The organism is Novipirellula rosea (assembly GCF_039541335.1).
GTDB lineage: Bacteria > Planctomycetota > Planctomycetia > Pirellulales > Pirellulaceae > Novipirellula > Novipirellula rosea.
In genome coordinates this window covers 1-21,987 of sequence record NZ_BAABGA010000010.1, presented here as the reverse complement: position 1 = coordinate 21,987, position 21,987 = coordinate 1, and the positions used below count along the sequence as shown (strand labels likewise).

General features: G+C 55.0%; 16 protein-coding genes. 11 read left to right on the top strand and 5 right to left on the bottom strand.

From position 1 onward, the window contains the following. Window positions 1-221: 221 nt before the first annotated feature. The 7 genes from ABD971_RS03495 (at window position 222) to ABD971_RS03465 (ending at window position 8,297) form a co-directional block, all read left to right on the top strand. Window positions 222-1,973, top strand: a complete 1,752-nt coding sequence (locus ABD971_RS03495) for a sensor histidine kinase (RefSeq protein ID WP_345319445.1) — start codon at window positions 222-224, stop codon at window positions 1,971-1,973. Between the two features lie 564 nt (window positions 1,974-2,537). Continuing rightward, window positions 2,538-3,650, top strand: coding sequence for a PstS family phosphate ABC transporter substrate-binding protein (locus tag ABD971_RS03490; protein WP_345319443.1), 1,113 nt, complete (start codon window positions 2,538-2,540; stop codon window positions 3,648-3,650). A 143-nt stretch (window positions 3,651-3,793) separates the two neighbouring features. Continuing rightward, window positions 3,794-4,747: a phosphate ABC transporter permease subunit PstC gene (gene pstC, locus ABD971_RS03485; protein ID WP_345319441.1), complete on the top strand. Its 954-nt coding sequence runs from the start codon at window positions 3,794-3,796 to the stop codon at window positions 4,745-4,747. Then, the gene (locus tag ABD971_RS03480) at window positions 4,744-5,940 is read left to right on the top strand and encodes a PstA family ABC transporter permease (RefSeq protein ID WP_345319439.1); all 1,197 of its coding nucleotides are present in this window, start codon (window positions 4,744-4,746) and stop codon (window positions 5,938-5,940) included. The genes pstC and ABD971_RS03480 overlap by 4 nt, the downstream gene beginning before the upstream one ends. An 80-nt stretch (window positions 5,941-6,020) precedes the next feature. Continuing rightward, window positions 6,021-6,893, top strand: a complete 873-nt coding sequence (gene pstB, locus ABD971_RS03475) for a phosphate ABC transporter ATP-binding protein PstB (RefSeq protein WP_345319437.1) — start codon at window positions 6,021-6,023, stop codon at window positions 6,891-6,893. A gap of 6 nt (window positions 6,894-6,899) precedes the next feature. After that, window positions 6,900-7,574, top strand: a complete 675-nt coding sequence (phoU, locus tag ABD971_RS03470) for a phosphate signaling complex protein PhoU (protein WP_339940442.1) — start codon at window positions 6,900-6,902, stop codon at window positions 7,572-7,574. 12 nt (window positions 7,575-7,586) lie between these two features. Next, a complete protein-coding gene (locus ABD971_RS03465) occupies window positions 7,587-8,297 on the top strand; it encodes a response regulator (RefSeq protein WP_339940440.1) in 711 nt (236 codons plus the stop codon). On the opposite strand, the gene ABD971_RS03460 is transcribed toward ABD971_RS03465, so the two are convergent. Next, window positions 8,294-8,872, bottom strand: coding sequence for a dCTP deaminase (locus ABD971_RS03460; RefSeq protein WP_339940438.1), 579 nt, complete (start codon window positions 8,870-8,872; stop codon window positions 8,294-8,296). The two genes, ABD971_RS03465 and ABD971_RS03460, sit on opposite strands and share 4 nt — an antisense overlap. Window positions 8,873-9,282: 410 nt before the next feature. Here ABD971_RS03460 and ABD971_RS03455 point away from each other — a divergent pair, with 410 nt between their 5' ends. Continuing rightward, the gene (locus tag ABD971_RS03455) at window positions 9,283-10,020 is read left to right on the top strand and encodes an LON peptidase substrate-binding domain-containing protein (protein WP_339940436.1); all 738 of its coding nucleotides are present in this window, start codon (window positions 9,283-9,285) and stop codon (window positions 10,018-10,020) included. A 653-nt stretch (window positions 10,021-10,673) separates the two neighbouring features. On the opposite strand, the gene ABD971_RS03450 is transcribed toward ABD971_RS03455, so the two are convergent. Genes ABD971_RS03450 through ABD971_RS03435 form a run of 4 tightly spaced genes read right to left on the bottom strand, consistent with a single transcriptional unit; the run spans window position 10,674 to window position 17,372 of the window. Further along, the gene (locus ABD971_RS03450) at window positions 10,674-12,947 is read right to left on the bottom strand and encodes a glutamine amidotransferase (protein ID WP_345319433.1); all 2,274 of its coding nucleotides are present in this window, start codon (window positions 12,945-12,947) and stop codon (window positions 10,674-10,676) included. Next, window positions 12,944-15,463 (bottom strand): BatA domain-containing protein, encoded by a 2,520-nt coding sequence (locus ABD971_RS03445; RefSeq protein ID WP_345319431.1) that lies wholly within the window; start codon window positions 15,461-15,463, stop codon window positions 12,944-12,946. The genes ABD971_RS03450 and ABD971_RS03445 overlap by 4 nt, the downstream gene beginning before the upstream one ends. Window positions 15,464-15,489: 26 nt before the next feature. Beyond that, entirely contained in the window at window positions 15,490-16,377 is an 888-nt protein-coding gene (locus ABD971_RS03440) for a DUF58 domain-containing protein (RefSeq protein ID WP_345319429.1), read from the bottom strand. A 2-nt stretch (window positions 16,378-16,379) separates the two neighbouring features. Continuing rightward, the gene (locus ABD971_RS03435; RefSeq protein ID WP_339940564.1) at window positions 16,380-17,372 is read right to left on the bottom strand and encodes an AAA family ATPase; all 993 of its coding nucleotides are present in this window, start codon (window positions 17,370-17,372) and stop codon (window positions 16,380-16,382) included. Window positions 17,373-17,436: 64 nt separating this feature from the next. On the opposite strand from ABD971_RS03435, the gene ABD971_RS03430 reads away from it, so the two are divergent. From ABD971_RS03430 to ABD971_RS03420, 3 genes are all read left to right on the top strand, one after another. After that, a complete protein-coding gene (locus ABD971_RS03430) occupies window positions 17,437-19,884 on the top strand; it encodes a DUF4159 domain-containing protein (protein ID WP_339940427.1) in 2,448 nt (815 codons plus the stop codon). 828 nt (window positions 19,885-20,712) lie between these two features. After that, complete coding sequence (locus tag ABD971_RS03425; RefSeq protein WP_345319425.1) at window positions 20,713-20,895, top strand: hypothetical protein; 183 nt, start codon at window positions 20,713-20,715, stop codon at window positions 20,893-20,895. A gap of 293 nt (window positions 20,896-21,188) precedes the next feature. After that, a complete protein-coding gene (locus tag ABD971_RS03420; protein WP_345319423.1) occupies window positions 21,189-21,974 on the top strand; it encodes an alpha/beta hydrolase in 786 nt (261 codons plus the stop codon). Window positions 21,975-21,987: the final 13 nt, after the last annotated feature.

The window sequence follows — 21,987 nt, the reverse complement described above, 5'->3', positions numbered from 1 at the left end:
GGAACGTGGGGCGTTTTGTTTTACGACAAAGCGGTCAGTGCAGGTCGTGATCTGCGAAGCGATTGGGGGATGATCGCTGTGCGTTGAGCGACGTTTTTCCCACTCGGGTCCATTTCCCACTCGGGTCCGGCGCCGCTCTTGAAAATTCTTGGAAAAACTCTTCGGGGCGTGCCGTGCGGTCATCTCGTCTGTTTTGGAAACTGTTTCTGATTTCGGTCGGATTGAACTTAACGCTAGCCGTTGGGTTTCTGTTCATCGTGACCTCGTCGCAGCGGGTTGAAATCAATCGACAAGTCGAACAGCGTTTGTTTGACACGGCGGTGGTGTTGCGTAGCCATGTGACCGATTTAGTTGCCGGCGTGCTCGACCAAGAGGCCAATGTTGGGGCTGAAAATCAGGCCCAAAATGAATTGCAAGCATTGATTTCGCAATTGGCATCCGAGACTCAGATGCGACTGACGATCATCGATGCGGAAGGTGAAGTGTTAGCCGATTCCGAGCGAAATCCGAAATCGATGCTTAGCCACGCGAACCGTCCTGAACTGCTGGCGGCCAGCGAAGTTGGCAAGGGGGTGGCGACCCGCGAGAGTCCGACGCTTCAGATCGACATGTATTATCTCGCTCTGCAAATTCAATCGCCCGAGGGGAGATCAGCGTTTGTACGCGTGGCGGTTGAGCTTGATACGATCAACGAACGCGTGGCCACGGTGCGTCGCTCGTTGTGGTTGCTCGCCCTCTTATTCGGTGCGATTGCGACGGGGCTGACCTATGCGATCGTCGGCCGAATCATCAACCCACTTGCTCAACTTACCGACCGAGCCCAGGCGATTGCCAGTGGGATCGATCAAGCACCGGTGCAAGTTCGCAGCCAGGACGAGGTGGGGTTGTTGGCCGAAGCGTTCAACCAGATGCAGTCGGAATTGGGGCGACGATTTCGGCAACTGCGTGAGAAAAACGAGCAGATGACCACGGTGCTCAGCAGCATGGACGAGGGCATCATCGCGATCGATATGGACCAGCGAATTGTGTTGGCCAACGACGCCAGCAAGACGTTACTTAACTTTGCCACGGCGAACGAGGTAGGCCGACCGTTGTTAGAAGCGGTCCGCAGCCGACCGCTTCACGAGTTAGTGCAAAAGTGTTTGGAAACCGGCGGACCCGAGCAAACTGAATTCGAATCGATCTGTCAAGTTCGGCGTGATTTGGCGGTTCGCGCGACCTGTTTGCCTGGCGATCCCGCCAACGGCGTCGTGATGGTGCTGCACAACATCACCGAACTGAGACGGCTGGAGAATCTACGCCAGGAATTTGTTGCCAATGTCTCTCATGAATTAAAAACGCCGTTGGCGTCGATCAAGGCGTATGCGGAAACGCTTCGCTTGGGTGCGATGAGCGACCCCGAGAACAACTTGAAGTTTGTCGATCGAATCGAAGAACAGGCCGAGCGGTTGCACCAGCTGATTCTTGACATGTTGCAGATCGCACGCGTCGAATCGGGCGAGGAAGCGTTCGAGATCACGGATGTGTCGGTGAACAAAGTGGTTGATACTTGTTTTAACCACTACACCGATGCGGCTCAGCGAAAGGAAATTCACTTGGTGGTCGAGCCATCTGCATTACCGATGCGAGTCTATGCCGATGAAGATGGCTTGACGACGATCTTGGATAATTTGATTGGAAACGCGATCAAGTATACGCCCGAAAACGGTCGCGTTACGGTGCGCTGGTGCGAAGAGAACGATCAAATGCTGCTGGAGGTCCAAGATACCGGCATCGGGATTGCACCGGAGCATCATACGCGCGTGTTTGAACGTTTTTATCGAGCCGACAAAGCAAGGTCGCGCGAGTTGGGTGGCACCGGATTGGGACTTTCGATCGTCAAACACCTCTGCCAAGCGTTTGGTGGATCGGTAAAATTGTGCAGTAAACCGGGCGAAGGCAGCACGTTCCAGGTCCGCTTGCCGCTTAGTTAGTGCATCATCCCGTTTTGATTTTGGGGTAGCGAAACTCGCCAAGTGTTTTGGCGTTGCCGTGAATTGCCGAAAGTCTTGGCGACTTTTGCTATGGCCCGACCCCGATTCTTAGGTTGAATGAGGCACGAGGCCGCCCGAGCAGTCGATGCTGGTGGAACTTCGGTCACCGTTTTAGCCGCAGGCATTTGCCACCGACTTAACCATTTTGTATAAAATTATTCCGCCGGCTCACGGAGCAACCATCATCCTCACCCGGCGCGTGAGTTTTGCAGCTGCGTTTTTTTTACAACTCGAAGCATTAGCGAGGGGCATTCGATCTTGATGTGGTCCCTCGCTCACGTTTCGGGTTATCCTATTTCTAAGCCGGACGCTCTCCTGAAAGGCCCACGGTTCACCGTTTCCACGTTGTCGTTTTGGGACACGGGAAACGCCGCTTCCAAACTGTCTTCATAATCGCGCGGCCTTTAAGTGATCTTAACGCAATCTTAACATTCAGGCCCTAGGATCTCGGCTGTTCGAGTCGGTCACGACTTGTTTGCTCGCAAGGATTCCTGGAGAAGGTGAATGATGTGGTTGAAACCGTTTCGTAGTGGCACTGCGGTGCTTGGCGAAACTTTGGCGGCGGGTGTGGTTTGTTTGGCAATGGTCGGTTGTGGGCCTGCGTCGACCAGCCCATCGAAATCGACCTCTGACATTGCGATCGACGACTTGGGAACAAGTGAGTTGGCGGATATCGAAGGCGCCGTTGAAATCGATGGTTCCAGCACCGTGGCTCCGATCAGCGAAGCGGCGGCCGAGGCATTTGGAAAAACCTTCAAGAACGTCAAAGTGACGGTCGCCATTTCAGGAACAGGTGGCGGATTCGATCGATTCACCAACGGCGAGATCGATATCTCCGACGCCTCGCGTCCGATCAAAGATTCCGAATTCAAGGCCTGTAAAGAAAAAGGCGTTTCGTTCGTGGAACTGCCGATCGCCTACGACGGCTTGTCGATCGTGATCAACAAAGAGAACGACTTTGTGGATCAGTTGACCGTCGATGAACTGAAGAAGATCTTTCTGCGAGAGGGCGGCGCAAAGACTTGGAAAGATGTCAATCCAAAGTGGCCTGAACTAGCAATCAAAATCTACGCACCGGGCACGGACTCGGGAACGTTTGACTATTTCTTTGGCGATGTCGTTGCCAAGGATGACGAGAACGAACATCCTCGCGACGACATGTCGGTTAGCGAAGATGACAACGTATTGGTCACCGGCGTCGCAGGTGAGAAAGGGGCGATCGGGTTCTTCGGAGCTTCCTATTACTTTGCCAACGTTGACAAAATCAAAGCGGTCAAAATCGTCGATCCGAAGACAGGCAAAGCTGTCGGGCCGACTCCCCAAACCATCGAAAGCGGCGAGTACGCACCGTTCAGTCGCCCCTTGTTCATCTACGTCAAAACCGACTCGATGAAACGTCCCGAAGTCAAACAATTCCTCGAGTTTTATCTACGGGAAGCGGGCAAACTAGCAGAAATGGTCGACTATGTCGCGCTGCCCGATTCGGTTTATGAAGTGGTTCAAACTCACTACGAAGAACGGATCACGGGGACGCACTACTTGACCGCTGACTTAGAAAAACGAAGCGGTCCGTTGGCCGAACTGTACACGATCGAAGACGTCGTCGACATCGAATAGTGATTTTAGGGTTGGTTGTAGTGGATCTTGCTAAAGATCCTGCGGCATAAGGGATCTTTAGCAAGATCCACTACCTGAACGAAACTCACGTGCGAGTTTCGCTACCGGAAAACGAGCATGATGCGAATGGGAAGACGATTTTTATGAGCGTGATTAACGCTACCGACGACATCACATCGATCGTCCACCACCCATCGCGGCGGCGGTCGCCGATCGCCGCACAGATTCGCGATCGTATGGTTCGCGTGATGTTGTTTCTCAGTGCATCGCTATCGATCGCGATCACATTCACGATCATCTTTGTGTTGTTTCGTGAAACGTTTCGCTTTTTCGCGATGGACGGTGTCAGCGTCGGCAAGTTTCTGGGGTCGGCCAAATGGTCGCCTCTGTTTTCAGGCGAGATTGGAATCTGGCCTCTTGTCGCAGGCACCTTGCTTGTGACCGCGGTGGCAATGGTCGTGGCGTTACCGCTGGGGTTGGTTACCGCCGTCTACCTGAGTGAATACGCGCCTCGCAAATTGCGATCGACCCTAAAACCCACGCTTGAGATTTTGGCTGGTATTCCCACAGTGGTTTACGGTTACTTTGCACTGACCGTGATCACGCCGGGACTGAAATTCATCCACGAAGGCTTCAACGTCTTCAACGCGTTCAGTGCCGGTTTGGCGGTGGGCATTCTTTGTCTGCCAACGGTTTGTTCGCTCTCCGAAGATGCACTGCATGCCGTCCCACGAAGTCTGCGTGATGCCGCGTACGGTTTAGGCGGGACTCGATTTGACGTGGCGACCAAGGTGGTCGTTCCAGCAGCACTTTCGGGATTGGTGTCCGCGTTCTTATTAGCCATCGCCCGCGCGATTGGCGAAACGATGATCGTCGCATTGGCGGCCGGGGCCACCGCTCGCATGACGGCGGATCCGCGAAACGAAATTCAAACGATGACCGGATGGATGGTCCAAATGGCCTTGGGTGACGCCAGCCACGAGGGGATGGAATACTATTCGATGTACGCGGTCGCTGCCGTCTTGTTCATCATTACCTTTAGCTTGACGGTGCTTGGCAACGTCGTCCGCAAGCGATTTCGTGAGGCGTACGAATGAGTCAAGTCAATGACAAACCGGGTTCCAAGAAGCATCGCAACCTAAAGAGTCGTCACCGACTCGATCGTTGGTTTGTGCGTTTTTGCCAAGTCACGGCACTGTTGTCGGTGATCATCTTGGCCGTCATGTTAAGTGCGGTTTTCTACCAAGGGCTGCCAGGTTTTGACTGGGATTTTGTCAGTTCACCGCCCAGTGCGACGCCCGCGGACGCCGGCATTCGTCCCGCGTTGTTGGGTTCGATGTGGGTGTGTGGTGTGTGTGCCTTGTTCACGCTTCCGATCGGAGTTGCGACGGCGATCTTTTTGGAAGAGTTCAAACCACGCTCGGTCGCGATGCGTTGGTTCCACAGCTTCATCCAGTTGAATATCAGCAACTTGGCAGGGGTGCCGTCGGTGGTCTATGGGATCATCGGGCTGACCGCGTTTGCCGGAATGTTTGGCATCATGGGGCACAGCAATGAACCGGCGTTCGAAGTCGGTGCGACCTACTTTGACCAATTTGTCAGCGAAGGCAATCGAATCTTGTTGGTTCCCGCGGCCGAGTCGAATTCGCCCGCTCCGGAATTGAAGCCTGGATTGACAGCGATCACCAGTTCAGGAGAACACGTCGATGTGAACGTGATTGGAGTCAAACAGCGTCTACCTCGCGAGGTGAACCTGCGTGCGGTGACGTTGCGAGCCGACGCCGAGGCGGGCCGAATCAGTAAAAAGACTTGGTACTGTTTTCGCTTCCCGCTTGGTCGGGGTGTGCTGTCGGGCGGATTGACATTGATGTTGGTTGTGTTGCCGATCGTAATTATCGCGTCTCAAGAATCGCTGCGAGCCGTGCCGAACTCGCTACGCGAAGGTTCACTAGGGATGGGAGCGACTCAGTGGCAAACGGTGCAAAACGTGACGCTGCCTGCGGCGATCCCGGGGATCATGACCGGAGCGATCTTGGCAATGAGCCGAGCGATTGGTGAAGCCGCTCCGATTTTGATCATCTGCGGCATCGTTTACATCGGATCGAATCCCGGGAATTTGATGGACGATTTTTCGGTGATGCCGTTACAGATTTTCAACTGGGCCGCGCGGCCTCAAGTCGAGTTCCATGCCGTTGCCGCCAAAGGCATTATCGTTTTGTTGACGCTGCTATTGTCCTTTAACGCGGTCGCGGTGTTGATCCGTAACCGCACATCAAGGCCGCTTTCGTAAATCGCTAGAGAACTATTTTTTCGTCACTCGTGTTATTCCTTTTTTGTGACGGATACCTCGCTTACAAGTGCAAGAAACCGATGACCGTCTCTTTAAAAAAACTGAATCCCGTGGTTGAATCTCGCCCAGCGGATCGTGCGGTCGTCGCTTCGCCACAGCACTCGGCGCCGATCGATACAAAAGAGCAGACCGACGACGCCAGTACCGCCATTCGGATCGAAGGCTTCAATGCGTTTTACGGTGGCTATCACGCGCTGCATGACATCTCGTTGGACATCCCCAAAAATCGTGTGACCGCGTTGATTGGTCCGAGCGGGTGTGGGAAAACGACGCTGCTGCGTTGGATCAATCGTATGAACGACATCGTGCCGACCGCCCGTGCCGAGGGCAATATCTCGCTGGGGGATCTGGACGTACTCGCATCCAGCACCGATGTGGTCGATCTGCGGCGTCAGGTCGGTATTGTTTTTCAAAAACCGAATCCGTTTCCCAAAACGATTTACGATAATGTGGCCTATGGTCCGCGACTGCACCTTCGCATTTCGCGGTCCGAATTGGACGATTTGGTCCAGTGGGCACTGCAAAAAGCGGCCGTTTGGGACGAGGTCAAAGATCGGCTGCACAAACCGGCACTCGGATTAAGCGGGGGCCAACAGCAGCGGGTTTGTATCGCAAGGACTATTGCGACCGGCCCCGAAGTGCTTCTAATGGACGAACCCTGCTCGGCTCTCGACCCGATTTCGACCAGCAGTATTGAGGATTTGATTTACGAGCTTCGCCAGCAGTACACGATTGTGATCGTGACGCACAACATGCAGCAGGCCTCGCGGGTATCCGACAGGACGGCGTTTTTCTATCAAGGTCGGGTGATCGAGTTTGGTACGACGGACCAGATCTTTACCCTGCCTGACCAGAAGCAGACGGAAGACTATGTTACGGGAAAATTTGGTTAAGCCATCATGACGAAACATTTAGACCGTGACATGGACCAGCTGCATCGTGACATCTTGTCACTTTCGGCGGTCGTCGAAGAAATGATTGGCAACGCCGGCCGGGCGTTACAGGACGGACGCGTCGACCTCGCCGAGAAAGTAATCCATGATGATCAAGAAGTGGATCAACAAGAGGTTGCAATCGAGGAAGAGTGTCTGAAGATGTTGGCACTGCATCATCCCGTGGCAATCGATCTTCGCCGGATCTCAACCGTCATCAAAGTGAACAATGATTTAGAACGGATTGCGGACTTGGCCGTCAACGTGGCTCAACGCGCAATCGGAGTCAAAGACTATCCCCGTTTTGTGATTCCTGAGGGCGTGGGCCCGATGGTGTCCAAGGTCAGTGGGATGGTCCGAGGGGCACTCGATGCCTTCGTCAACATGGACACCAGCGCGGCGAAGAGTGTGATCCTTCGCGACGACGAAGTGGATGCATTGAATGCCGATTTGATCAATCGTTTACGTTTGACGATGCAGCAGGATGCTCAATTTGTGGCTGCCGCGCTTCATTGCTTTTCGGCAATTCGCCACTTGGAGCGTATCGCAGATCTAGCAACTAACATTGCTGAGGATGCAATTTATTTGGTCGATGGCGAAATCGTTCGTCATCGCTCCGTTATGAAAAAGATTGCTAAATAAGCTGAAAGAATTATGGCTAAAACCACTGTTTTGATTATCGAAGACGATCGTTCCTTGGCCGAAGTGGTCACCTATAACCTTCAACGCGAAGGTTACGAGGTCTACGTGGCCCATGACGGCGAGGACGGGCTGACGCAAGCACGACTGAAATTACCCGACGTGATCATTTTGGACCTGATGCTGCCCGTGCTCGATGGACTCGAAGCGTGCCGACGACTGCGTGCCGATTCCGCGACCAAGAACACTCGCATCTTGATGTTGACGGCGAAAGCCGAAGAGTCGGATCAATTGATTGGCTTCGCGCTGGGGGCGGACGACTATGTCACCAAACCGTTCAGCGTCAAAGTTTTACTCGAACGCGTCAAGTCACTTTGCCGACGGGATAACGAATCCGCCGCCGTGCAGTTGATCGCCAGCCAAGGCGTTGCGATTGATCCGGTTCGCTACCGGGTGACAGTCAATGACGATGTGGTGAATTTGACACGCAGCGAGTTTCGCTTGCTCGAGTGTTTGTTGCGGCAACCCGGACGGGTTTTCTCACGCAGCGAATTGATCGACGTCGCGCTCGGTGAAGACACGTTGGTTTTGGAGCGAACGATCGATGTTCACGTCCGCTCGTTACGAAAGAAACTCGATACCCACGCCGATGTCGTGCAAACCGTGCGGGGTGTCGGTTACAAGTTCCGCGACCCCAGTGATCAACGCGTCGGCGAACGGGTCTAACGCGACTCGTGAAGCAATTCGTCGAAATTCAATTCCATTTGCCCGTCGTGGTCATCGCCACCTAATTCGCGGTACATCAAACTCGGTTGAATATCGGAACTGTTCTGATACTTGCCGGGGCCGTAACCACCACACTCGCCTTGTACCTGCAAGTAATAAATTTGACAGATCTGCATGTTCGCATAGATTCGCACCGGTTGGACGCAGTGCATTTCGAGCGTCCATGTGCCGCAGTAACCGACATCCCCGAGACTGCCTCCGGGGTTAATGAACAACCCCAAACGGCCCAGCGAGCTGCGGCCTTGGATCATCGGCGCAGAGTCTTTGGTTTCGGTGTGCTCGACCGTGCGGCCGAGGTACAGCAGCCCGGGTTGCAACGTGATCCCTTCGGCGGGAATTTCCAGTCGCCGATAGCGATTGGGCGTTGCCGCATCCAAAATCACCTCCTCGTACACCAACAACTCGTGATGAAGCGTCAAGTTGTAGCTGTTGGGATTGATTCGGTTTTCGTCAAACGGTTCGATGACGATCGTATCGTTTAGCTTTCGCTTGATTTCTTCACCCGAAAGAAGCATGGTCAATCCGTGCGGAGTGGAGTGTGGGGTGTGAGCTGACAACGACGGGGAACTGCTGATTGTCCGTGACGACCCAGTTGGCGTCAATGATTTCAACCGCGTCGATGTCGCGCGCCTACGAATATTTTAGTGCATGCTGACGGATACGTGGCTTTTAACACCCCCCCCAAGGTCCTCACATCCTCCCTTGAATTTGACCTAGAATGGTGTACCAAGCGAGAGTCGTAGCAAAAAAGCGGCTATTGGTGATAAAATATGCGTAGCGAAACTCGCCAAGAGTTTGGGTTGGGACAGGGATCTACGAAAGTCTTCGCGACTTTCGCTACGGCAGATGTAGCATGTCTCGCAGACACGAAACGCTAGGCAGCTCGTCGGATAGGGGCTCGTACAGGAAAAGGTGCGAATAGCAGATGGATAATTTAGACGATGTGATTCAGTTGCCTGACGATTTTGATGGTCGGGTGCGTCTGTTTCCGTTGCCCGAACTGGTGATGTTTCCGCATGCGATGCAGCCTTTGCATCTGTTTGAGCCCCGTTATTGCGAGATGCTTCGCGAATCGTTGGCCTCGGATCGCTTGATTGCGATGGCGACTCTGACGGGGGGCATCGCGGTGATGCCAAATGAGCAGCCGCCGATCGCCACCACGATCTGTATTGGCCGCATCGTCTCGCATGCCGAATTAGAGAACGACCAGCACAATATCTTATTGGTCGGAGTGAAGCGGGCGATCATTACTCGCGAAGTCGATGCGGGGCGTCCGTTTCGCATCGCCGAAGTTGACGTTCGTTCGGACTTCTATCCGCCAATCGGAGCGGAGCATCGAACGCAGCTGAAAAAAGAATTGCTCGAGGCGTTTGCGACGATCATCCCGGCCAGTAAGCAGGCGTCCAAGAGTCTGCATGAATTAATGGCTGGTCAAATGGGACTCGGCCCGATTACCGACATCATCTCGTACACGTTGCCGTTTGAGATCGAAGCCAAATTGCGTTTGTTGGCGATCGCGGATGTCGATGACCGTGCCGCGGAATTAGTTCGTTTGCTTCGCAGCGGCAAGGTGAATCTGCACACCGTTTCGTCCGAAGAACAGGACGGCGATGGTCGTTCGCAAGACGACGAGCCATTTCCGCCCAAATTCAGCATGAATTAACGTCGTTGATCGCTCCCGCGATCATTACGTGAAGCGAAGCAGGTGAATATGAGTCATTCCATATTATGATCTGAGCCGACGGCGTTAAAACTTTGGTATTGTCGTGATTTTTGGGTGCGCTGGTTTTCTGCCACCTCTCCACCAACTTCGGTGACTGCTGATTTAGTAGCAAGCGCACAGGCCGGAGGCCGACAGATAAACTGCCGTTGGCGTGAGCCAACGGTTTAGGGGCGACTTGTCGCCGCAAGGCCGGAGGCCGACACACTGGCAGCTGATGTGTCGCCCTCCGGGCTATGTTCTCCTGCCTCTCCTGACCGGTAGCTTACGCTACCGGCAGAGGGTGTATCGGCCTCCGGCCTGCAATCAATGCGACTAAATCAGCAGTCACCTTCGTCGGTGGAGAGGTAACTGCCGCGGAAGAAAAACTCACTCCCAATATCCAACGTCAATACCAAAGTTTTAGCGGCCCGCGGCTAGCGCCGTCGGCTCACAAATGGATCGATGTTTCACCGGTATATACCGAACGCTCCGCTTAGTACTAAAGCAACCAATACTACCCACCTTAAATTTGTTGCAGTAGCTGAATCCATTCCGCCTCTCGCCAAGATCGCGGAGCGATCAGCGACAATGGAATACGCAGCGATCAGCGACGATCACACCAATCCCCACCGCCGCCGCAAGTACCATTCGGTCGACAGCGCTCCGGCGAACAGCACAAACAGCAGCCAACCGCTGATGGGATCGTCGCCCAGCGTCCGTTTCTCGACCACGGGAGCCTCGGCTTGATGGCGACGCTCGGCTATCCGCTGGACCAATTGGTCGATTTCCTCGTGCGAAAACGCAGCTCCGCCGTGATCCTTTGTGATCTCGGCCAATTGACGCAAGTAACCGGGGTCGGCCATCGGCATCAACATTTCACGACTCTGGTCAATCACTTGGAATGCCAAGGTTTCCGGTTTGATTTGCGAATCGTTGTCGGCGGGGCCGATTTTTAGCCGGTAATAGCCTGGTGGCAGATTGGGTATAGTGCCCGCGACCGTTTGCTCACCCGCCACCGTTGAGCTTGCGGTGTCGGTGATCGCCGTGACTCGGTTGTTCTCATCAATCACCTCTGCCGTTAATTTGACCGTCGTTCGCTCGTCCGCCACTGAACTCAATCGAGCACGAAAACCGGTTTCAGATTCGTTGGCAAACCGTCGCGAATCCAGTTCGATAAAGATGCGATCTCCCGAGTCCTCTTCACGCGACAGCAACCACAACGCCAATTGACGCCAAAAACGACGATACGCTTCGCTGCGGCCTTCACGCCACCAACGCCATGTCGAATCAAACGCGACCGCCGCAGTCCGCCCGCGTCCGTATTCACCAACGACCAACAACGGATCTCTGTCGGCCGTTTCAAGTAACACCTGCACGCCGGGTGAAACTTTGGGGCCGACGAAGCGGTTCGCGCCTAGCAAACTCGGCAGCGACGACCATGTTTTGTCGGGATCCCCGCCGCCAATGTTGGTGATCGGATGCGAGCGTGATCGGTTAACCGTGATCGGACCTGGGATCTGCAAACGCCGATCGCCAACATCGTCGGATTGGATCGAAACGCGACGCGACGCGTCCATTTGCACTGGCAATACGTCGGCCAAGGGCGAATTCGCATACCCGCCTGCGTCGTAGTTATGGTAACCGCCTAGCATCACCAAACCGGCTCCTTCGGAAACCGATTGAGCGAGTTGTTTTAGTTGCTCGCGGCCAATCGCGTCGGCATCCAAATCGCCGATGATATAGATGTCAAATTTACCTTTTTGAAACCAATCACGCAGCCCGATCGGCCATCGTGCCGCGGTGTCGCTCGGGATCCACTGATAAGTCAGATCGAGATCAGGAAACCGTCTCAGTGCTGCGCGGAGAAACGTTTGTTCTAACCGCGGTGCTCCTTCGAGATACAAAATCCGTCCGCCCCCTTCACGCACATTCACAAACGCGGTTTGCAAATTATTGGACGTCACCAGCTCGCCTTCGACCGGATCGACTTCGACATTCAATCGATACACGCCCGGGGCGGGAGCGACGACTTGCAGCGACATTCCTTGGACTTCGCTTGCTTTTTCAGCGACAAGTTGCCGCTCTGCTGCAACCGTCGAGTTGCCTTTTTCATCGATCCAGCGGACACGCACCGGCACTTCGGTGCCAGCCAGACCTCGCAGTTGCACCTGGAAATTGACGTCGAATTCGTTCTTGGCAAACAGCTGGTAACTCTCGGGTAACGCGTCGATTCCCGCATCGCGGTTAGCGGCTTGACCGCCCGCCGGTCCGATCGGAACGGTCCAAAGTGGGACGCCCCAAGTTTTCAAAGTCTGAGCGACCCGTTCAGCTCCGGCACCATCGATCGGCGCGGTTTGGGCACCATCGCCCATCAGCACGACTCCCGCCAGCGGTTGCCCTTGAGCCGCCGCGATCGCCGCCGTCGCGGCGGACGCCAAGTCCGTCAAATCGCCCTCAGGCGTGCGGTCGTCCAGAGCGGTCGGAAGTGCGTTGTCCAATTCGGTCGCTGCTTTGTCGTATTCAAGCAAGCGGACGCTCATCGATTCATCCAGCGATGCAACGCCATCAGCGAGTTCACGCCACGCTTGCTGTTGATGCGTCCAGCGATCGGCGCGATCGTCATCAGGAAACGTCATGCTTCGCGACGTGTCCACCGCGACCACCAACGTCGCCTCGGCAGGTCGCGTATCGGTCTGGACAAATCCAGGCCGAAAAATAGCCAACATCAAAATGAACGCGGCAACAAAGCGAAGCCCAATCAACCAACGACGCTGCTTCGGATTGTCGGTTGGCGGTGTCACTAACACCAAAACAGCAACGACCAGCAGCGAAACCAAAACGGCAACGGCAACAGAGTCATAGATCGGTTCGATCAAAAACGAACTCACGCGGTGGCTCCCGCAGCGGTCGACGCCTGCTTGGTCGAGGATCGCGCACTATCGCGTTTTCGATAGAATCGATTCCCCAAGATCTGTTCCAGCAGGAACACGACTAACGCCAATAGCATCGCCGGTGAATGCAGCGAAACACGTTGGCTGTCTTGGTCGCCACGCAAATCGATCTCTTCGCGGTCGGTTACCAATTGGACATGCTCACTTCCTAGCGAGTTGACAAGCGACTCGGGATCGATGCGAGCCAGCCGGGTGGCGTTATCGGCAATGTTCGCTGAAAAACCGGTATTTAATCCTGGCCCGCGTACCCAATAGGTTCCCGGCGAATTGATGTTGGTCATCGTAAATCGCTGGCTGTCGATATCGATGTCAATCGGAATCGAGCTGGTGTCGCCCGGCGGATACAGTTGGTAACGACGTGTCAATCGCTCGCCGGCTGGCTTTGCCGCGGCGGTTTGCGAATCAGCTTCCTTAGTCGATGACGATGCCGTTACCACTGGAATGCCAGACGCCGCAGCGGATGCATCCGACGAAGTGAGGGTGATCGTGTGAGGTTGACCGACCAACGTATCACGCAGTCCCGCCGAACGCTCGGTCAAGTAATCGGCGAGCTCGCGAACCAACAAGAAAGCTGGCCAAGCATCAGTCCCACTGAACAGTTCGTTCCAGCGCCGAGTCGCATTGGCCAGCGCCGGCAGCGGTGTCGTCATCATCACAACGCGGCGGGACGTTTCAGCGTCCTCGTTCGCCACCTCAACAATCGATGCGTGTTCGGTGCCAGCGAACTGTGCCAATCGGCGGAGTTTCACTTTGTCTTGCGTTCGCGTTTCGACTTGCCAATATTGAGCGATGCGAAATTGGTTCCATGGCACGCCGCCGGCAATGTTACTGAGCGGAGCGAGCAGCGGATGCGACTGATTTAGCGGTTGTAAAAACGTGCCCGGCTCGGGCACTCGCCAACGGCGGACGAGCTTCGGCCATGTTGGGGATGCTTCGGATGTCGTTTCAGCAGCGGGCCCGAGCGAGACAAAGACGCCGCCTCCGCGGCCAATGTATTGGGCAAGTTGAGGATCCTGGAGCGCGCGATTGGGCGGGTCCAATAACATCACCGCATCAAAATCAGCCAATCGGACGACGGCAAAATCTTGATAGCGAATCGATTCGACACGGTATTCCGCATTCGGGTCATCGATCGCCAACGGTGCGGTGATCGATTGGCCTAGCACGCGAGCTTCTTCTTCACTGTCGCTGACGATCAACACGGGCGACGACGGTAACACCTCGATCGAAAAATAACGAACGTTGTCCAATGCGATCGAATCGTCCCCGATCAAGCGGATTTGTCCATGATGCGTTCCGACCTGCATCGGCGGCACCGTCAATAAGACCTCGGCGGTCCCGCTGCCGCTGAGTCGCACACTGGTCCGATCGACACTACGCAGTTCCGGTCGCTGGATCTTGCCATCACGGATAACAGGCAATGCAGGATTGGTGTCGTACATCTCCAATTCGGCTGTAATCGATTGGCCATTTTCGTTGACGTCACCCGCGATCCCAACGCGAGCCGAAACCGACACGGGCGTCGCAGCAGGCGGCGTCAGATCGGACACTTGCAGCGACGAGACGAAGCGATTGGTCCCCGCAAAATCCCCGAGATCCACCAGCGTTAGATTCACGGTGGGTTCCGTTTCCAGCAATTGTCGCGTGCTTGCGTCATCGATCGCCTGCTGCCAAGTCGATTCACTGAGGTCGCTGATCACGATTACGGCCCGAGCAGCGAGATCACTCGATTGAACCAATCCTATCGCCGCCGCGATCCGGCTGGTGATCGGCTGTGTCACCGACAACGGTTCGATTTGTTCAATTTGCGATAACGCACTCGCGCTATCCAGCGCAAACGATGCGGGGCTCGTCGATCGATCAATCACCGCAATCCGGCTGCTGCGAGGCACGCGAGCGACAATCCATTCGGCCAACGATTCGATTCGCTGCATCCGGTCGTCGCTATTGGTTTGCCAGCTGGCGGTTGCCGAATTGTCGATCACGATCGCCATCGCCACCGGCGATGCGGAATCCGTTGTCGGTCGAGGACCGGTTGCATACGTCACGCCACCCCAAACGATTGCCGACAATAATGTCAACACCGCGATGCTGGTCAACGCGTAACGCAGCGGAGGCGAAAAACCGCGTGCGATCGCGATCCCAGCCAATACCAACATGCCTAAGCCTGCGGCGGCTACCAACCCGATCGTCACCCACGTCAGCGAGAGCGATTGATGAATCACCGGCCTCGCCAGTGCGAATGCCACCGCCGCAATCGCCGCGATCCGCAGTGCCAACAGCCACCAACGACGGATTTTCAATCGGCTGCGGTTCGTCTCGTAATGCTGAGTCAAAAAACGTAGCGACGGGAATACGACCTTCTTAGGCTCGCGCCGCGACAGAAAATGCAGCACGATCGGTACGGCGGCTGCCGCGAGACCAAGCATCAGAGTTGCATTTAAGAATGTCACGAGATTATTTTACCGCTGGTTTCAAGTTACTTGGACTTTTGACGCTGCATCAAGTATTCCGTCAACGCTTTGTCAAACGGCATGCTGGTGTCCAGCGGCACATAGTCGATTCGCAAATTGGCACATCGCTCGCGATAGTTGTCGCGGAACTCATTCAGTTGCGCCAAATAATCTTCGCGAAACCCCGTCGCGTCCACCGTGATCGTCTCGTTGGTCTCGCTGTCTTCGAATTGAACCGGTCCGTCGTAGGGGAAATTCACCTCGGCTTCGTCGAGAATATGAAACACGATCACATCGTGACCGCCATGACGCAGCCGAGCCAGCGCGGATAGCGTCGTTTCGGGATCGTCCAACAAGTCAGAAAACAGCATCACCAGCGAATGATGTTTCAGCATCGCAGCGACTTGCGTTAACGACGCCGCTAAATCGGTATTGCCCTCAGGTTTCATCTGGGTCAACCGCGCCATCACGTCACCGAGATGCCCACGTCGGCTGCGGGCCGGCAACTCCGCACGTACCTTTTCGCCCAGCGTCAACAAGCCCACCGGGTCTTGCTGCATCGTCATCAAATAGGTCAGCGACGCCGCCAAGCAAGTGGCGTATTCAAACTTGGTCATGCTTTGGCTCTGGGTGAACCCCATCGACTGTGACAGATCGATCGCCAAGTAGCCGGTTAAATTTGTTTCCGCTTCAAAACGCTTGACGTAGTACTTGTCCGTTTTGGCATAGACCAACCAATCAATCAGTTTTGGATCGTCGCCTTGGTTGTAGCGTCGGTGTTCGCTGAACTGGACCGAAAACCCGTGAAACGGACTGGAGTGCAACCCCTGCAAAAATCCACGCACGACCATCCTCGCACGCAGGTCGAGTCGTTTGATTTGTTGGATCGATTCGGGGGAAAGCAGTGAGGCCACAATTAGGACTTCGTCATCTTTTCCGGTTCGGGAACAGGGATGTCTTTGAGCAGTCGCTCGATCACGGCGTCGGTGTCCATGCCCTCGGCCTGAGCTTGGAAATTGGTCGCGATTCGGTGACGCAGCACTGGAATGGCAATCCGCTGGATGTCGCTCGGGTCGACACTGAACCGGCCGTTCATCGCCGCGATCGCTTTACCGCCGTTGATCAGATTCTGGCCCGCGCGAGGACCCGCGCCCCAATCGACAAGGTCGCGAATGTATTGCGGCGCCGTTTCGTCTTTGGGGCGAGTCGCACGGACGAGCTGGGATGCATAACGGATCACCAGCGGATTGACCGCGATACTGGAAACCAACTTTTGAATATTCAAGATCGCGCGTGACGACAGCACCTTGTTGACGGTTTGGCTTTCGCCGCGGGTTGTCGCCGTCAAAATTTGTTCTTCTTCGGCCGCTGTCGGGTAGCCGACTTTGATATTGAACATAAACCGGTCGAGCTGAGCTTCCGGAAGTGGGTAGGTCCCTTCTTGCTCGATCGGATTTTGCGTTGCGATCGTAAAAAAGGGTGGCGTCAACGGATAGGTTTCCGTTCCCACAGTGATTTGCCGCTCCTGCATCGCTTCTAATAGAGCCGCTTGAGTCTTCGGGGGCGTCCGGTTGATTTCGTCAGCCAGCAGGATGTTGGTAAAGATCGGGCCTTGGACAAAGCGGAAACTTCGCCGCCCCGACTCGTTTTCTTCCATCACCTGGGTGCCGGTGATATCCGAGGGCATCAAATCCGGTGTAAACTGAATACGCTTGAAGGAAACGTCAAGGATTTCAGCCAGCGTGCTGACCATCAGCGTCTTGGCGAGTCCCGGAACTCCCTCGAGTAGACAGTGGCCGCGAGTAAAGATTGCGGCAAGCAGTTGCTCGATCGTATCGGATTGGCCCACAATGACCTTGGCAAGCTCGGCCCGCATCGTTTGCTGATGCTGAGAAAATTCGCGTAACACGTCACCTAAATTCCGCGCCGGTTGATTCGGTGGGGGGGAATTAGGTGCAGGAGGAGGACTAGTCATGATGAAAAACGTACATTCCTTTGCCGAGGTACGGGAAACTTTCTCGTCGAGTTATCTTAGACATGTATTGAAGATGGCGGGAGGACGCCAAGTCGGAACGATCGTTTTTGCGACGCTTTTGTTGCTTACCGGGATGGTCCGTCCTACGTATGCTGCCGAGATTGACGCGGCCAGCGTCCAACGAGCGATCGATCGCGGGGTTGCCTATCTTCGCAGTTCGCAAAATGAGCGTGGCGGATGGAACGAATTCGGCAGCCAATCGTGCGGTTTGACCTCGCTGTGCACCCTCTCGCTGCTCAACGCAGGCGTCTCGCGTGACGATCCCGACATGATTCGCGCGATGCGGTACCTGCGGTTGTATGAACCCAAAGAAACGTATTCAGTTGCTCTGCAAACACTAGTCTATTGTCAACTCGGGGCCGCCGGTGACCTCGATCGTATCCGCCGCAACGTTCGCTGGTTGATCGATTCGCAGCGAAACCCCGGGGGGGCTGGGAATCCAGGAAGTTGGAGCTACGGCAACGGGCTTGGCAACGGCGACCCATCGAATTCCCAGTTCGCCATTCTCGCACTCGGCGCTGCGAAAGATCGTGGCATCGAAATTGAACCCGCCGTCTTCGAGCGTTCGATCGCCTATTGGGAAAAGATCCAGCGTGGTAATGGCGGCTGGGGATACGGACGCAGCCAACCGCCGACTGGCAGTATGACGTGTGCCGGGATCGCATCGATGATCATTGGCCGCGATGGCACCTCCGCCGGCAGTTCAAAAATCGTCGGCGATACGATTCAGTGCTGCGGGAATGAATCCCCGGAAAAAGATCCCGTCCAAGCGGGGCTGCAGTGGCTGGGCGATCGGTTTACCACCGAAGTCAATCCGGGCGGCGATTCAATGACGTTTTTCTATTATCTGTATGCGCTCGAACGTGTCGGCCGCTTATCGGGGCGACGGTTCATTGGCGGCCATGATTGGTATCGCGAAGGCGCCGAACAATTGCTCAACGCGCACGATCAATTCCAAGGGTTTTGGTCGGGGACAGGGATGATGGAAAACAATCGCGATATTGCCACGTCGTTCGCGCTACTGTTTCTCAGTAAAGGCAAACGCCAAGTCGTCGCCGGGCAACTGCAATACGAAAGCCAACCGGCGAACCAGTGGCAATCGCACCCCGAAGGGCTCAAGCAATTGGTTCGTCACGTCGAACGTGACTGGGGCCGCGATCTGACTTGGCAAACCATTATTGGCCAACATGACAAGGGCAAGGCGGCAGCGGTCGAAGATTTGCTGCAGACTCCGGTGCTGATCATCAGTGGCAAGGCCTCACTGAATTTCTCGCCTGAGTTAGTCAAAAATCTGGGCGAATATTTGGAGCAAGGTGGCACGATATTGTTCGAAGCCGAAGCGGGCGATGGCTGTGGAGACGCGTCGGCGTTCGAAGCGAGTGTTCGCGAGTTGTGTGCGAAATGGTTCGATGGAGCACCGCTGGACCGGTTGCCGCCGAGTCATCCGGTGTGGTTTGCCCAGCATGAAGTGTCGCCAGCAGCGATCCCAATGATCGACAAAGATTTTTGGGTCTATGGAGTTCAAGCGTGTTGCCGAACCGCCGTGTTTTACGTCCCGAATTCCTTGTCATGTCGCTGGGAATTGAGCGATATGTTGTTTTCACGTCGCGAGTTGTCCGAGCCTGTGCGAAAACAATTGGATGTGGCCGTGCGGATCGGTGAGAACGTGATCGCGTACGCCACCGGCCGCGAATTGAAAGACAAGTTGGAAAAACGAGTTGTGCTCGACGCTGCAGATGCACCGCAGCCAATGCGTGGATCGATCGAAGTCGCCATGTTATCACTAGGAGCGGGCGGTGAGGAAGCTCGCCGAGCGATCCCTAACGCGGCCGAGTTGATTCGCCAGCGGGTGCCGATCGACATCCTCGCAGCCGACCAACCGGTCCAGATCGAATCGGCCGGTTTAAGCGGCGTTCCGGTGTTGTGGATGCATGGTCGCACCGAGTTCGAATTGACTGCAGATCAACGGCGGGCGTTGGCGGAATACATCAAAAACGGCGGCTTTGTGATTGGCACCGCGATCTGCGGCAGCGAGGCGTTCGCCAAGTCGTTTCGCCGCGAACTGGGACAGGTGTTACCCGGTTCGTCACTCGAGACGATGCCTAGTTCGCATCGGGCGATGACCAGCGCGTATGGCGGTTTCGACATCACCTCGGTAACCATCCGCACGCCGAGTGGCCGTGGTGAAGGGCAAGTTGTTAATCGTCGCAGCGGCGCACCGTTGATCGAGTTTGCCACGGTCGACGGCATGGCCAGCGTCTTCTTTTCGCCACTGGACATCAGCTGTGCACTGGAGAGTCAGAACTCGGTCCAGTGCCCCGGTTACCCCACCGAAGACGCCGCCAAGATCGTCGCCAACCTGGTCCTCTTCGCGCTCAACCAATAGTAGCACAGGCTGCCAGCCTGTCAGTCCGAGTCCCATCCAGTTTTCAATTTACAATCATCAATTTCACTCTTTCAATCGCGGCCATTCCTCTTCAGCCGTCTTCGGATTTTTCTCGTTCGCCGGCCGCATCAGGCGTTTGCCACGGTTTCCATCGACCGGCGATGCCTCGGATGCACGCCAGGGACTCGGCATCGCGTTTACAATTGGTTGCCTATCGGCTTGCCCAGGTACATGGTCACGTTTTAGCAAAGGAAGAGTCTTGAGCTTCTTTAGAAAACTGTTCGGTGGTGAGTCAAAGGTCGTTCGCAATCCAGACAGAGTGCCGGAGGCCTTAAAACAGCTAAGACCCGTCCTTGATGAAATTGGGGCGGAAGCGATTGGGTGTAGCCCCGAGAACTGGACTAATGCCGTTTTGACGATTACGTGCGATGGCCAAAGGATCGATTACTCCCTCAAAAATCATCGAGAAGAGCAAGGAGTCGCTTCGATCACTCCGCGTCTTGCCCAGCTTGCTGAGCAACTGTATTTATTGATGGCCTCGAACGGGGATCGGTGGACAATGGCGGAACTTCGATACAACCAAGATGGCGATGTGTGGAAGTTCGATTCGAACTTCTCTTATAACTGACACGCTACTGCATCCGCGTGACAATGCCGGGTATCTTAAGGTGGATGATTTACTGTCGTTCGCTCGCTGAACCGTATCGCACTGTGACTGTTGCCCCAAACCCTTACCGACCCTCTGCAGTTTCGGCACAAAAAGCTTTTGCCGAAGCACCGCGCTGGAAGCGTGCTCTCGGTTCGCTGCTTAGGATCTTTGGCGCAATCGTGATCGCGATCCCCATCGTCGTGGTCGTGATCGATATACACGAAATCACCATTCAAAGCATACTGGCGGATCTGCCAGGCATTCTGACTGCACTGGGATGCTATTTCGGATTCGGCAGTTTGTTGATCGTGCTTGGCAATCGGCTCACTGGCCAGAAAGATGGCCCTGAAAGTACCGGCTGATTGAGTGTAAGCAAATTTTCCTACCTCCATTTTCCTACCAAGTTCTTTTTCGCTGCTGGTCGATAGGCTGACGCGGCGTTGTCTTAGTGCTGCGGCTTGGATCACGGAAGCATGAAGACGAAGCGACAGCAAGAAACGCCAATCCGTACCGTGTCGAAAAAAAAATGCAAGTGTTCGCACCGAGGCTTCTCGATCGGTTAGAATCTTCTCGGCTTATGAATCCGCGATCGATCCGTTTGCAAAAACAAGCCGATCCAATCCTTATTCGTTCTCTTCCATTCCGATTCCCAATGATGAAACAAGTACGTTGCAGCGGAACGCTTATTTTTATTTTTATGGCGTTAACATGTTCCGATGTCGCGGCCCAACGGGTGCAACGCGGCGTTGTCACAGAAGAGCGAATCGAGGCTGGGGAATTTTTGCAATACGTTCCTAACAAACGATCGCGAGTGACCAACGTCTTGGTCATCTGTCACGGTTCGATCTCCGATGGCAACACCGCACTTCAAAGTGCTCATACCTTTATCAATCGCTGGCTGAGGTTTTCGGAATCGACGGGAGTGGTCCTTGTCGCACCTGCATTTGACGTTGAAAACTATGCCAGCGGCGAAGATGCACCCGGCGGTAGTGCGTGGGGCTACCGTGCGCTCGATGGACGCACCACGACGTCCGACCAGTTCGTTCACATGATTGTGGATCGCTTTAAAACACTGGATCGCAAGTACGACGGGAAGTTCTATTTGTATGGGCATTCCGCGGGAGCGCAGTTCGCAAACCATTACCTGGTGGTTCATCCCGAACGATTGCACGGGGTGGTCCTCAGTGCTCCTGCTATCTATGCGATGCCCGATCCCGATACCGGGTGGCCCGCGGGAATGAAGCCGCGTAAACGAACCTTGCAATGGGGAGACAAGAGCAAGGAGTTTGAGATCGATCACAAACTGGAAACCTGGGTTACGGCGGTGCAATTGCCGGTAGCGGTCGTGATTGGTGAAGCCGATACGGATCGCCTGTCGGATCAACCACAACAAGGAGCGACCGTGTTAGAATTCGGCAATAGCCGCTTATCAAAAAACTAAATTTTTGATTCGA

Bases quoted from the DNA above. Each gene is read 5' to 3' on its own strand.
- phoU (WP_339940442.1), top strand. From the start codon at position 6,900: ATGACGAAACATTTAGACCGTGACATGGACCAGCTGCATCGTGACATC.
- ABD971_RS03490 (WP_345319443.1), top strand. From the start codon at position 2,538: ATGATGTGGTTGAAACCGTTTCGTAGTGGCACTGCGGTGCTTGGCGAA.
- pstC (WP_345319441.1), top strand. From the start codon at position 3,794: ATGAGCGTGATTAACGCTACCGACGACATCACATCGATCGTCCACCAC.
- ABD971_RS03460 (WP_339940438.1), bottom strand. From the start codon at position 8,872: ATGCTTCTTTCGGGTGAAGAAATCAAGCGAAAGCTAAACGATACGATC.
- ABD971_RS03420 (WP_345319423.1), top strand. From the start codon at position 21,189: ATGAAACAAGTACGTTGCAGCGGAACGCTTATTTTTATTTTTATGGCG.
- ABD971_RS03480 (WP_345319439.1), top strand. From the start codon at position 4,744: ATGAGTCAAGTCAATGACAAACCGGGTTCCAAGAAGCATCGCAACCTA.
- ABD971_RS03455 (WP_339940436.1), top strand. From the start codon at position 9,283: ATGGATAATTTAGACGATGTGATTCAGTTGCCTGACGATTTTGATGGT.
- ABD971_RS03465 (WP_339940440.1), top strand. From the start codon at position 7,587: ATGGCTAAAACCACTGTTTTGATTATCGAAGACGATCGTTCCTTGGCC.
- ABD971_RS03430 (WP_339940427.1), top strand. From the start codon at position 17,437: ATGATGAAAAACGTACATTCCTTTGCCGAGGTACGGGAAACTTTCTCG.
- pstB (WP_345319437.1), top strand. From the start codon at position 6,021: ATGACCGTCTCTTTAAAAAAACTGAATCCCGTGGTTGAATCTCGCCCA.